The sequence below is a fragment of the Acinetobacter sp. IK31 genome, from assembly GCF_035615195.1.
GTDB classification, from domain to species: Bacteria; Pseudomonadota; Gammaproteobacteria; order Pseudomonadales; family Moraxellaceae; genus Acinetobacter; species Acinetobacter calcoaceticus_C.
This window is the reverse complement of the sequence record NZ_JANBOB010000005.1, coordinates 64,245-78,059: the sequence shown is the minus strand read 5'-3', so window position 1 is coordinate 78,059 and position 13,815 is coordinate 64,245. Positions and strand designations below refer to the sequence as shown.

Genomic DNA, 13,815 nt, shown 5'->3' with positions numbered 1-13,815 from the left:
TCTATGACTCCGAAACTAACCCGTATTCTTTTGCCTGTTCTAAATCGACAGTGACTAATTTTGATGTACCCGGTTCAGGCATGGTCACACCTAACAAATCAGTTGCCATGGTCATCGCCAGCTTATTATGTGTAATGTAAATGAATTGTACATGTTCAGAAAGCTCTTTTACCAAATTACAATATCTCTGAACATTCGCATCATCGAGTGGAGCGTCCACTTCATCTAATACACAGAACGGGGCCGGATTTAATCTAAAAATAGCAAATACCAATGCTAATGCTGTTAAAGCCTTCTCTCCACCGGAAAGTAATGCTAGAGAACTGTTTTTCTTACCCGGTGGTCTTGCCATAAGCTTAACACCGGATTGCCAGTCATCTTCAAGGCTTAAACTTGCTTCACCACCATTAAAGACCTTTGGAAACAGATTTTGCAACTCTTCATTAATTTGATCGAAGGTTGTCATAAATAACTTACGCGTTTCCTGATCAATACTTTTCATCGCATCTTTTAATTGAGTCACCGTATTTTCTAAATCTTGCATTTGGTGACTCAACTCATCAAAGCGTTGAGAGACTTCTTCAAACTCTTGAGATGCAGCAAGGTTAACTGCACCTATTTTTTCAAATTGCTGCTGAGCTTTTTCTAACTTTTGTTGATGTTGAGCTAAATCAATTTGTAGGCCGCTCTGAATCTCGGCATTTAATTCTTTAAGCTGTTCCTGATAATGTTCACGATCAGACTTAGCAGCTTGCCATGCCAAACGTTTTGCTTCAAGTTGTTCTCTGAGTTGTTCATCTTTTTGTTGATATTGATGACGCTGATCAGTCAGTGTTTGTTGTTTTTCCTGCACACTATTTAATTCAAGCTGCCATTCATTCCAATTCTTTTGCAATTTTTCAGTTTGAGCAAATTGTTGCTGAAATTCTGACTCAAGATTTGGCAACTCTAATTGAATTGGATCAACAAATTTTTTCGCCTGTTCCATTTGTGCCACAATTTGCTGATATTGGCTTTGTAAAAATGAAATATCTTTTTCAAGCAACTCAATCTGTTGAGTCGTTTGCGTACTATTACGGCGTAAAATTTCGCGTTCCTGTTGCTGATGTTGCAGGGCTTGTTGTTGTTCTTCTAGCTGCTCTGTTAACTCTTCTACCCGAAATTGCAAAGTTTTATAGTCAGGTAAAATGGTTTCAAGTTTGATGGCTAGTGCATGTAAATCAATTTCGAGATCATCTTTTTGCATTGCATCTTCTTCAAGCTGCATATCTAACTGAGCTAGCTGATCTTTTAATTGCTGTTTTTGCAGTAAAAATGCTTGTGCCGCTGTTTGCTGTTTAGCAATTTGCACATCAAGCTGTTGTAAGTCTTTTTGTTTCTGTTTAACAACTTGCTGCTTCTGTTGCACGTCAGTCTGCAACTGCCCTAAATCATCTTTTTGCTGAACTAAAATTTGATCTAATGCTTGTAATTCGGGTTGCTGTTTTTCAAGTGCTTGTTCAATTTCATCTAGACGAATGCGATGACTGAGCATGCCTTGGGCGCTCTGACTCTCGTCATCATACATAAGAGCAATGACCCAATCCTGTCCGACATGATAACCATCTAAAGTCAGAATAGACTGCCCATATTTTAATTCTTTTTGTGCATTCAATGCTTGAGTCAAATTTTCTGCAATAGCCACATTCGAAAAGATTGATAGTATTGGAGATGCAATCCATTCATTTAAGCAAGGTAGACCGACCACAAATTCGCCAGTTTGCTCTGATGGCTTTAATTGACGTGAAATACCTTCTTGAAAAGCTTGTTCGGTCTCAAGAATATGAGCTTGTAACCATTTTGCTAAAAATTTTTCAATAATCTGCGCATGTGGTTTACCTTGTTCTGTTAACTGCAAAGCCTGCATTAAACGTAGCGTATCTTGATGTTGTTTCGGACTTTGCTTAGCAACAAGCTGATTTAAATTTTTCTGTTCAGATAACAAAACCTGTATTTCTGTTTTCAGAATTTGCTGCTGATTTTTACTTGCTTGATGTTGCTGTTGGGACTGCTCCAAATGCTGTGATAACCGCTCAATTTCAGCTTCAAGCGCCGTAATTTCACTGCAAAGCTGCTTTTGTAATTGTTCAAGTTCACCCTGCTCATCTTCATGAACATGCGATTGGATCTGGTTTGCTTGATGTTGTAAGGTTTCTTTTTGCTGCTCAATTCTTAAAACATTTTTACCCAATTGTTCAATTTGAGCAGACATCTGCATTTTTTGCTGCTGCTGTTTTTCAACTTGAGACTTTATCTGCTCAAACTGTTGCTGTGCTTGTCGCTGTTGTGCTTGTAAATCAGCAAAGTTTTGCTCGGCTTCAGTGGCAGTATGTTCAATTGCAGTTAAGGCTTCAGTTTTTTCATCTAACTGATTATTCAACGTTTCAAGCTGTAATTCGGAAAGCTGTAAACGCTCTTTAGTTTGGAATTTTTGCTGTTCTAATTGAACCAGAGTCGTACTGTTTTGCTGGTATAAACTCTGTTTTTGTTCCAGAGTCATTTTCAGTTCAGACAGTTTCTTTTCGGCTTGTTGCCATACTTGTTGCAATGGTGAAGATTGCTGAATTAAACGCTGAAATAAAGCACTGGTCGCTTCTAAATCATGCTCAATGGTACTTAACTCTGAACGAACCAATTTAAAGGTCTCGCCCAACTCACTCATTTGAACTGTATATTCTTCTTGTAAGCGTACGCTTTTATCTGCCTGAAAAGACAAAATTTCAATTTTTAAGGTGCGGATCTGACTTTCTAAATTTTTATATTGAACAGCCGCTTCCGATTGGCGCTTAAGCGTCTTAAGCTGCGATTTTAACTCTAGGGCAATATCTTCTAAACGTGAAAGATTTTGCACTGTATGTTCAAGGTGTTGCAAAGTTTCACGGCGACGTGCCTGATAGCGAGAAACACCAGCAGCCTCTTCAATAAAGATGCGCATTTCTTCTGGTTTTGCCTCAACCAGACGGTTAATCATGCCTTGTTCAATCACCGCATAAGAACGTGGCCCCAATCCTGTTCCTAAGAAAATATCGGTAATATCACGACGGCGGCAACGTGTGCCATTTAAAAAATATTCTGACTTACCTTCACGGGTAACCTGACGACGAACAGCTAACTCATTATAAGCATTATAGGATCCACCTAACTTGCCATAAGTATTATCAAAACGAAGCTCTACACTGGCCACGCCAACAGGCTTACGCTTGGCTGTACCTGTGAAAATAACATCTTGCATGCTACCACCACGCAGTTGACGAGCATTTGATTCACCCATCACCCAACGAATGGCGTCAATTACATTTGATTTGCCACAACCATTTGGACCAACCACTGCTGTGCGGTTAGCCTTAAAATTTAAAGTTGTACTATCTGCAAAAGATTTAAAGCCGGAAAGTTTTAAACTGCTTAAACGCATAATGCCCTAACTAGCGGCGTGAGCGTCTTGCCCAAGCCAATTCAATCTGTTTCATTCGTGTCAGCGATTCCAACACAAGGTTGCGTAAGTGTCGACAAAAATCTTCCATAAATAAAGCGGCTTGTTGTGATTTTCGGATCAAAATTGCATCAGTCACGAGTTTAAATAAAGCAAATGCTTCTTGTAGTTCCCGCTTAGAGGTATTTAAGGTCAAAAAATAGCTACGACGTAATGAAGGCAACAGCTCTTTATAGAACTTCATTAGATAAGGATTTCCGACCATATCTTGCTGTTCAGCTAGATATTGGAAAACACCATCATAAAATTTTTCGATATCACCCGCTTTTACATGCTCAAGAAGTTGTTCTAATAATAACTGTAATTGGTCTGCTTCATGGGCGCGCCATGTTTCACTTATTCGTTGAACAATATGCCCCAATAACATCATATTTGTGTCAAACAGTGCTTTAACCTGCTGTGCAGACATTTCTGAAACAATTGCCCCACGGCGTGGAAAGATCTCAATTAAATGAGTACGCTCTAATAATAACAATGCTTCGCGAACTGATCCTCGGCTCACGTCAAGCTCTTTAGCAATACGTAGCTCTTGAATACGCTCACCTTCAACCAGCTCGCCACTAATGATCTGTTCGCTAATATATTTGACAATTTGCTCAGAAAGACTTTCTGTCTCTTCGAGATTCATAAATCACCCGCTACTTTTTATATGCATTAATCCATGCTTTTCTTTCGCATCCTTGTTTTTAACTGATCCCATCGATTAAAAACTATGTCATTGTCTGACAATTTCATTGCATTTTAAGCCAACCCATTTAAAAACAACACCAAAATCGGATGAATAAAAACCTCGAATGTGCTTATATTATTTAATAAAAAAAACTCGAATTTCTAAAAATTCAAGCTCTTACATTGGAGTATTGGCCAGATTAATATTTTATTCTTTAGTGTGTAATCCCTTTGTAAATAAAATAACTACCCACCACGACTAACAAACAGGCAAAGCATTTTTTTAACATTTGCGGTGACAATGCATGAGCGACTTTTGCTCCAAACTTGGCTGTAATAAAACTCATAACACTAATGCCGATAAAAGCATAGATGTGCACATAACCAATCGTGTTAGGTACTGAAATTTGTTCTTTTGCACCAAACCACATGAAGCCAATTGCGCCCGCAATTGCAATGGGTAAACCACAAGCAGCAGAAGTTGCGACTGCTTTTTGCATAACGACGCCATGGCGGTTCAAATACGGTACGGTTAGGCTACCGCCCCCAATTCCAAAAATTGCTGAAGCAACTCCAATACCACCACCAGCCATAAATTGCATTGATGTCGAAGGAAGCTTGCTGTTTGGATCAACCATAACATGAGCACCCTTAAACATACGATAAGCCATAAAAACGGCAAAAATACCAATCAGGAGTTGCAAATGTTGACCAGACATCAGGTCTGCAATACCAGCACCCAAAAATGAACCAATAATCAGTCCGGGCGCTAAATTACGAAAAACAGGCCAGAGTACTGCTCCTTTTTTATGGTGAGCCGACACCGAACTAAAAGACGTCACGATAATGGTTGCAAGTGAAGTTCCTACTGCAATGTGCATGATCACTGCTGGGTCATAGTGTAATTGGGTAAAAACGACATAGAGGATTGGTACAATAATTAAACCACCACCAACACCAAACAATCCGGCAGTAAAACCAGCAATTGCGCCAATGAGTAAATATATGATTAACTCCATAAATGTTTTACCACTCTGCTCATATTCGACATGGATTTAGAGACTCGCCAATTACAACAACTTTTAAACGCAAAAAACCAACTTCCAGAAGTGGTTTTATTAAAAGCAACCACAACTTCGACCAATGATGATATTCGTGAAATTGCCCAAAAAGGCATTACAACAGGCTTGGTTTGCAGTGCTCAACAAACTCAAGGGCGAGGTCAACATCAACGGCAATGGATTTCGCCTGAAGGGAACATTTATTTAAGCACATTGGTGCAAACTCGAACACCCTTAGATGGTCGTTTAGCACTTGAAGTTGCTCTAAATATTTTACAAATCCCGCAATTACAGACGCTAAGATTACAAGTGAAATGGCCAAATGATTTGTATAGTGCGCAGGGTAAATGGGGTGGAATTTTAGTTGAGCCACTTTCCCAACATCAGGCTATTGTAGGTGTGGGCATTAATTTAAAAACGCCACCAGTAACCGACAGTGACCAGCCAATTACCTCTTTAGAAGACTTAGGTTTAGAGCAAAACAACCGCCTTGAACTCATTTCAGAGCTATATGTCGCTATTCAAAATGCAGCTCGCTGGTTTGATCACGGTTGCTACAACTTGGCAGGTCGTTTTAATCATCATGCTGCATGGATTAATCAATTCGTGCAATTTGAACATAGCCAAGGATTAGTAGAAGGCCGTTTTGTTGGAATTTCTAATGATGGCGCCGTCATACTTGAAACGCCAGAGCCTCAACAGTTTTATCAAGGTCGTTTAAGACCACAAACTAATCAATAAACGGGTGTTTCTCCATGAAAAGTTTATGGCTTGATATCGGAAACACCCGTTTAAAATATTGGATTACTGAAAATCAGCAAATTATTGAGCATGCCGCAGAACTGCATTTACAGTCTCCTGCCGATTTGTTACTTGGGTTAATTCAACACTTTAAGCATCAAGGACTGCATCGTATTGGGGTGTCATCAGTCTTAGATAGCGAAAATAATCAGCGTATTGAGCAAATTCTAAAATGGCTTGAAATTCCAGTTGTTTTTGCAAAGGTTCATGCTGAATATGCTGAGTTAAAGTGTGGCTATGAGGTACCGAGTCAGCTCGGGATTGACCGTTGGTTACAAGTACTCGCTGTGGCTCAGGCTAATGAAAACTATTGTATTATTGGATGTGGAACAGCCTTAACGATTGATTTAACGCAAGGCAAACAACATTTAGGCGGGTACATTTTACCCAACCTTTATCTGCAGCGCGATGCACTCATTCAAAATACAAAAGGCATTAAAATTCCAGACTCAGCTTTTGATAATCTAAACCCTGGCAATAACACCGTAGATGCAGTCCATCACGGTATTTTGTTAGGCCTTATTAGTACTATCGAATATATTATGCAGCAATCTCCGAAAAAACTGCTTCTTACGGGTGGGGATGCATTTGTTTTTGCCAAGTTCTTGAAAAAATATGATCCTGTTGTAGAAACAGATCTTTTGCTCAAAGGCTTACAACAATATATTGCTCATTATCCTAAAGACTAAAATATAGGACAAAATAAAAGGCGCTATATGCGCCTTTTATTTTATAAGTTTATTTCTTTTGGTCATTGTTGCCAAAGAGTGGACCCATTCCGCCACCACCGCCGCCGCCAAATTGTTTTTGCATATTGCCTAATGAACGCATCATTTTGCTCATACCCGATGGATTCGCAAATTTCTTCATCATTTTAGCCATTTGTGCTTGTTGCTTAATGAGTTTGTTCACTTCAGCAACATCCATTCCACAACCCGCAGCAATACGTTTTTTACGGCTTGGGTTCATAAGGTCCGGATTACGGCGTTCTTTAACGGTCATAGACTGGATAATGGCTTCCATTTTCTTGACCTGTTTTTCAGGATTCGCTTGCTCAATCGCTTGCTGAATTCCTGCACCGCTCATGCCAGGCAACTTATCCAAGAAGCCCATCATGCCGCCCATTTTATTCATTTGCTCAAATTGCATCAGCATATCTTCAAAATTGAAGCTGCCGCCTTTTTGCAATTTTTTAGCCATTTTTTCGGCTTTTTCTTTGTCGATTTTACGTTCAACTTCTTCGACTAAAGAAAGTACGTCACCCATACCTAAAATACGTTGGGCAACACGATCCGGATGGAATGGTTCTAAAGCATCGAGTTTTTCACCCATACCCAAGAACTTGATTGGCTTACCGGTAATTGCACGAACTGAAAGCGCCGCACCACCACGTGCATCACCATCAGTTTTAGTGAGGATGACACCTGTAAGAGCCAATGCATCATTAAAGGCTTTAGCTGTGTTCGCCGCATCCTGACCTGTCATGGCATCAACCACAAACAAAGTTTCGGTCGGCTTAACAGCTGCATGTAATGCTTTAATTTCGTCCATCATGTCTTCATCGACATGTAAACGACCTGCTGTATCGACAATCAAGACATCAGCAAATTGGATTTTTGCCTGTTCAATTGCACGATTTACAATATCAATTGGCTTTTCAGAAGCATCTGAAGGAATAAAGCCTGCACCAACTTCTGCTGACACAGTTTCTAACTGCTTGATCGCTGCTGGACGGTAAACGTCGGCAGAAACCGTCATTACTTTTTTCTTTTGACGTTCTTTTAAGAAACGTGCCAACTTAGCGGCAGTTGTCGTTTTACCCGCACCTTGTAAACCAGCAAGTAATACAACAACGGGAGGCTTAGCACTTAAATCAAGTGTTTCATTCGCCTCGCCCATCATCTTGGTGAGTTCGTCATAGACAATTTTTACAAATGCCTGGCCTGGTGATAACTGAGTCATCACTTCTTGGCCCAATGCCTCTTCCTTAACTTTCGCGATAAATTCACGAGTTACAGGTAACGCGACATCGGCTTCAAGAAGTGCCATACGTACTTCACGTAAGGTATCTTTAATATTGTCTTCGGTCAGCTGCCCTGAGCCAGTAACATTTCTTAAACTCTGTGTGAGTCGTTCTGTTAAGGTATCAAACATTGCAAAATCCGCTTAAAATGGCTAGTTGCAAAAAAATCTTTCTCGAAATAGAAAATTTATGCATAGAATGCTATAGGATACTTTAGTTCGCAGCGAATTTATATCTTATATAGATGAATTAATCCTGAAAAAGGTTTGACATGATTAGCCTCCCCTTGGTTTACACAATTTTGGCACTCATCGCATATACCACTTCTTTCTGGTATCTGTTCATTCGTTTAATGTCAAAACGTGAACCAAACCCATGGTTATTTGCTCTTGTTGCGACTTTGGCACTCCTGTTGCACGGTACAGTTCTATGCCATGCCATGCTGACACCAGCCGGAATTAACTACGATGTTTTTAATTTAGTATCTTTTACATCGTGGCTTATGTTGCTGTTAAGTTTAATTTTTAGTATTTTTCGGCCCATTGTACCGTTAAACTTGTTAGGCATTCCTGTAGCGGCTATTGGTCTTATTTTAGGTTTTGGATTCAGCCGACCTGATCAATTTATTGAGCAACATTCCCTAGGCCTTGATACCCATATCATTCTTTCTTTATCAGCCTATGCAGTTTTACTGATGGCAACCATTCACGCTATTTTGCTCTGGTTCCAAAATCGTGAACTCAAAAAGAAACAAAAAAAACGCTTTTGGGTCAATTTACTGCCATCAATTCAGGCGATGGAGTCTTTGTTATTTGACCTCATTATTACTGGGTTCATTTTATTAACAATTGCACTCGCTTTTGGTTTCTTAACTGTCGATAGCTTCTTTGCACAGCATCTCGCTCATAAAACCGTATTTAGTATTATTTCCTGGTTTATCTACGGATCATTATTGATCGGCCATTACAAACTCGGATGGCGAGGTCAGAAAGCTATTCGTTTTACGTTAATCGGCTTTGTACTTTTAGCGATTGGTTTTATTGGTAGTAAATTTGTGCTTGAAATGATCTTGGGTCGTTAAATAAATTAAAATTTCATCGATACTAGACAGCGTTATACATATCCCGTATAACGCTGTTTTCTTTTTGCTCAGGTGGCCACAGACTGTGAAACTCATACTCGCTCCAATGGAAGGTTTAACTGACCCGATCATGCGGGATACACTCACATCTGTTGGTCATTTCGACTGGTGTGTGACCGAGTTTATTCGAGTTACAGACAGCATTTTACCAGACCATATTTACTATAGTTTTTGTCCAGAATTAAAAAATGACGGTAAAACAGCAGCTGGTACACCTGTCCATGTTCAGTTCTTAGGTAACAATCCCGATATGCTTGCAGCAAATGCAGCGAAAGTTGTTGAGCTTGGTGCGCCAGCAATTGATCTAAATTTCGGTTGTCCAGCAAAAACTGTAAACCGACACCGAGGCGGCTCTGTTCTTCTTGATGAACCCGATGTTGTACATATGTTAATTAAAGCAGTTAGGGATGCAGTACCTCCGCATATTCCTGTTTCAGCAAAGATGCGTTTAGGTTATCTCGATGAAAATCACACCATGGAAAATGCCCATGCTGTTGAAGATGCGGGTGCAAGTTGGTTGACAGTTCACGCTCGTACTAAAGCAGATGGTTATACGCCGCCTGCTTATTGGGAAAAAATTCTTCCCATTAAAGAAGCATTAAAAATTAATGTAATTGCCAACGGTGAAATCTGGAGCAATGCAGATGCTAGAGCTTGCCAGCAACAATCTGGCTGCGAAGATTTAATGATTGGGCGTGGTGCTGTGACTACCCCAGATTTAACACAATGCATTCGTGAAAATATGAATGAGGCATTATTCAGTTGGGAACAACTTGTTGATTTGCAAATTCGCTTTTTAAACGGTCAAGCAAAAACAGAAATTGGTATGGTTGGTCGTTATAAACAATGGTTAGGGATGATGACTAAAGCCTACCCACAAGCTAAAAACTTATGGGATCAAGTGAAACGTATTAAAGCTTTGGATGAAATTGTTCAACAGTTAGAACACACCAGATCAGAAAACATTTAACTCAATATAGTTATAAAAAGAGGGCGATTGTTTTCACAACCGCCCTCTTTCATATTTCAGGTTAAGTTATTATTTTTTCTAAAAGCCACTGACTTTCATTTTTAAGTCAGTCACTGACGCCCCAGTAATACCAAAACTCCCCATAGAACCATTAGGCAAATTATTAAATGTCGTTGTACTTTGGGTTCCCATATTTCCTAAAGTGACATTGTTAAGTGAAGCATCGAACTTACTCGACACGCCGTTATTCCCAAAAGTTAAACCAGTTGGATCAACCCCTGCATAAAAACCATCAAGCACAAAACCTGTTGAGGTATTTGTGCCAGCAAATTTAAATCCGAATGTAGCGCCCGTATTATCGGACACTAAAGTAATTGGACAACCCGCAGCAGCAGAACAAACAGATTGAATTGCCCCACCAAATTTAACCATTACTGATTGAGCAGCATGGCCAAGCTGAATATTTAAACGAGGTTTATTGGTTTGTATAAAGTTAATATCTAGATTACCAGTAGAACGAATGATTTCTTTTACGCCGGTATTTACGGTTGTTCCCGAACTAAAAATTGATTTTGGTGCATAACTCGTTAATGCATAATCGGATGGACTAGATAAAGATGCACTTGGAGCCATATAGACTGAAAATGGTAAAAGTCGAATACCATTTACATCACTCCCCATAGATACAGCTAAATTTAAAAAAGGATTTCCACCACCTGCATCAGTATCCATTACGATATTAAAAGAAGGATTACTAGATACAGCAGCTTTAATAAACTCTATGCCAGGAACTGGATTCGTAGAATTCCCTGCAATGACAAAGCCAGCCTTACTATTATACGAAGTTGAGGCAATACCGTTTGTATCAATCAGAGCGACTTGATTAAATTTAACTTTATCGGCTTGAATACCTAAAGTTAGGCCATTTTGGCCTGTCGTTGCCGCAAGACTTTGATCATCCAAAGGCTGCATTGCAAAAACACTTGAACTACTGGCAAGTAACAACCAGCACCCTATATTTTTATTCTTCATGTCGCTCTAATCCTTAAGAGACAAACGCTTATTATTTGTTCAGACTATCAGAATAATATTCAAGTACAAAGCAATTATCCCTATAACCCGACGAATGTAAATCCAATCACACTAAAATAAAATTTATATAAAAAAGTGACGATAATCGTCACTTTAATTGATTAATTAAAAGCACCATTTCTAGGCACAATACTAAAGCTACTATTTAAACGTCCACCAGTAATGGCGAGCTCGCCTAATCGTGCACCTGCACCAGTTGATGGCGGATAGAAGTTAATATCTTTAACACGCAATGCACCGTCAATACTCTTATCAGGATTAAAATAAACTGCTGTATTTACGCCAACTTTACCTAAACCACTTGCGGTGTCTTTGCCCACAACTAAAGCAGAATTAAACGCTAGCTTTCCTGTAATATTATCAAAGCCAATTGCAGAGCCATCGATCGGATCACTAATCTGAACTGTATTTCCAGTTGCTGTGGCAGGCATTGTGAAATCGCCGAGTACAGTTAAAGCACTACCATCAGCAATTGAACTGTTTGGCACGATCGATAAGTTAAGATCTCCGCCTAAACGCAGTTTTAAACCAAATAAGACATCATTGTTTTTTGCGAAATTATCAACAGGTGAAGTACATGAACCTGTAGCTGGACAAGTTTTATATTTTGCCCCTGGTAGATACCCTGCTGCAATTTCAGTTGATAAAGCAAGAAGCATTTCTTTTAAACTAATATTAAGACTGCCATTTTCTAAACCAATGCTTCCATTACCTTTGAGGAACATATCAATATTACGTAGCCCCATATAATAGTCAGTTGGATTACCCGCATTATTGGCATTTGGAGAACCATCGATTAATAACACAGAGGTCGTTTTGGTTCCAGTCGCATCACGTCCTGTCGTTCCGGCAGCAATACCAAAACCTAAGCGAGAAGTCGTTCCAGATGTTGCAACAACATTCTGAACAGGCTTACCATTCGCATCTTTTGTATAGTAATAGGCACTATTTGCAGGAGCATCTAAACCATAAACAGCAGCATTCGCATTTAAGTTATAAAAAGGTAATGCTAAGCCCCACTGGTTGTTTGCACCATTGTCTGCAAACTGATTGGCAGGAGCGACATTCGCGCTTGTCGTAAATCGACCGCGTCTTGAAAATGCCTGAAATTCTGCTCCACGCATCGCAAGAATTAAGCTAAACGGATTAGTAACCGTATCACGGTGAATATTATGCTGATAATCGGCAGCCGTTGTTAAAGTACCACTGCCTAAACGGATTCCGTTTAAGGTTGCATTGGTTGGCATTAATAAGGTTTTTGTATCTGCAAGATTTAGATAAATATTTCCACTATCGAAATAACCACGTGTAGCAGAGTTAAGTCCTGTTAAATTGCCAAACTCGAAACCGTAAGCATTAAGACCCGCTCCACCAATTTCTAAAGTGGTTGCTTTGCCATCTGCACCTAGCATTGAATCATTATCTTTGGTGAATTCACCTTTCATACGAAAGGCAATTCCAGAATTACCTAAAATACTATTACTTGAAGCTGTACCCGAAGCGGTATTTGCTGTACCTAATGTTGTTGTATCTGACGTACCATCTACACCACGGACTTGTAAATAACTATTTACCATACGTCCGCTAGCGCCTAAACGAATCAAACCTTTCGCATTTTGTGGACTATTGGTTGCATCTAAAGCATAAGGGTTAGATTTATCTACATTCGAACTTAACATGACCTCAATATTCAGGCCTGAATTGGTTACTTTTCCGCTACTGTCTACATATGTACCTGCTGTTAAACCCGAAGCCGAATCTGCTACTCGGTTAAAATCGACATAACCATAGGTACTATTCGGAGTTTGCCCTACACCAGCAATATTTGTTCCCGTATTCGTCTGTAAAACGACACCACGAGTTGGGTCAATCAGCATGGCCCCTTTACCGAAAAAGTTAAAGTTAAAATTTCTTAAAATTAACTGATTTAACTGGCTACGAACATCTAATTGCCCTAAATAAATATTGGCATTATTAATACCAAGCGTCATGCTTGACTGACTATTTGCATTAAATAGTCCATCTTGAGTAGTAATTGCCAAATTCAGAGGGGAAGTCGTTTGAATAGCCAACTGCCCCATTGTCGGCGAGCAAGTAGCAGAGGTATTACATACTTTAAAACTATTCACAGTAATGAGTGATGGACTGCTTTGCATAGAAAAGTCGAGTCCAGTTTTACCTGTGGTTGGATTACTCCCCACATCTAAACGGTAATTAGTACTTAAAGATTGACTAGATGCATTACTTTTTTGGACTTTTACACCACTTGCTTGAGCTCTTAAGACCTGATCGGCGCTACTAGGTGTACCTGCATGGTCATCCCAGTAAGCATTGTCAATATTGATTTCATTAAACGTCGTTTGTATTGAGATCCCATCTTGTCCATTGACGGCGCTCAAATCAGCATCTGTTAAAGCTTCTAAAGCATAAATTTGTCCACTCACTAACAACATGCTGGTTGTTAATGTATTTAAAATAAACTTTGAGCTGTGATTTTCTTTATTTTTTTTCATCACTTCAGTTCCTTTG

General features: G+C 39.5%; 10 protein-coding genes. 4 read left to right on the top strand and 6 right to left on the bottom strand.

The window, feature by feature from the left end:
• Position 1: 1 nt before the first annotated feature.
• The 3 genes from smc to MSG66_RS04005 form a co-directional block, all read right to left on the bottom strand.
• Positions 2 to 3,451 carry a chromosome segregation protein SMC gene (gene smc, locus MSG66_RS04015; RefSeq protein ID WP_324652460.1) on the bottom strand — a complete coding sequence of 1,150 codons (3,450 nt, stop codon included), beginning with the start codon at positions 3,449 to 3,451 and terminating at the stop codon, positions 2 to 4.
• A 10-nt stretch (positions 3,452 to 3,461) separates the two neighbouring features.
• Positions 3,462 to 4,157 (bottom strand): GntR family transcriptional regulator, encoded by a 696-nt coding sequence (locus tag MSG66_RS04010; RefSeq protein ID WP_042896883.1) that lies wholly within the window; start codon positions 4,155 to 4,157, stop codon positions 3,462 to 3,464.
• A 256-nt stretch (positions 4,158 to 4,413) separates the two neighbouring features.
• A complete protein-coding gene (locus MSG66_RS04005; protein WP_133975108.1) occupies positions 4,414 to 5,217 on the bottom strand; it encodes a sulfite exporter TauE/SafE family protein in 804 nt (267 codons plus the stop codon).
• Positions 5,218 to 5,247: 30 nt separating this feature from the next.
• Between MSG66_RS04005 and MSG66_RS04000 the strand changes: the two genes are divergently transcribed.
• Positions 5,248 to 6,000 carry a biotin--[acetyl-CoA-carboxylase] ligase gene (locus tag MSG66_RS04000; protein WP_324652457.1) on the top strand — a complete coding sequence of 251 codons (753 nt, stop codon included), beginning with the start codon at positions 5,248 to 5,250 and terminating at the stop codon, positions 5,998 to 6,000.
• Positions 6,001 to 6,014: 14 nt separating this feature from the next.
• Positions 6,015 to 6,749 (top strand): pantothenate kinase, encoded by a 735-nt coding sequence (locus tag MSG66_RS03995; RefSeq protein WP_324652455.1) that lies wholly within the window; start codon positions 6,015 to 6,017, stop codon positions 6,747 to 6,749.
• A gap of 49 nt (positions 6,750 to 6,798) precedes the next feature.
• Here the strand turns inward: MSG66_RS03995 and ffh are convergent, their stop codons facing one another.
• Complete coding sequence (ffh, locus tag MSG66_RS03990) at positions 6,799 to 8,214, bottom strand: signal recognition particle protein (RefSeq protein WP_075431239.1); 1,416 nt, start codon at positions 8,212 to 8,214, stop codon at positions 6,799 to 6,801.
• Between the two features lie 140 nt (positions 8,215 to 8,354).
• Here ffh and MSG66_RS03985 point away from each other — a divergent pair, with 140 nt between their 5' ends.
• Together MSG66_RS03985 and MSG66_RS03980 are read left to right on the top strand one after the other, a co-directional pair.
• Complete coding sequence (locus MSG66_RS03985; protein WP_133975114.1) at positions 8,355 to 9,164, top strand: cytochrome C assembly family protein; 810 nt, start codon at positions 8,355 to 8,357, stop codon at positions 9,162 to 9,164.
• An 85-nt stretch (positions 9,165 to 9,249) separates the two neighbouring features.
• Positions 9,250 to 10,194: a tRNA dihydrouridine synthase gene (locus tag MSG66_RS03980; protein WP_004641525.1), complete on the top strand. Its 945-nt coding sequence runs from the start codon at positions 9,250 to 9,252 to the stop codon at positions 10,192 to 10,194.
• A gap of 78 nt (positions 10,195 to 10,272) precedes the next feature.
• Here the strand turns inward: MSG66_RS03980 and MSG66_RS03975 are convergent, their stop codons facing one another.
• On the bottom strand, positions 10,273 to 11,226 hold the full coding sequence (locus MSG66_RS03975; protein WP_324652451.1) for a DUF6160 family protein: 954 nt from the start codon (positions 11,224 to 11,226) through the stop codon (positions 10,273 to 10,275).
• Between the two features lie 161 nt (positions 11,227 to 11,387).
• Entirely contained in the window at positions 11,388 to 13,799 is a 2,412-nt protein-coding gene (locus MSG66_RS03970) for a DUF6160 family protein (protein ID WP_324652449.1), read from the bottom strand.
• Positions 13,800 to 13,815 lie beyond the last annotated feature (16 nt).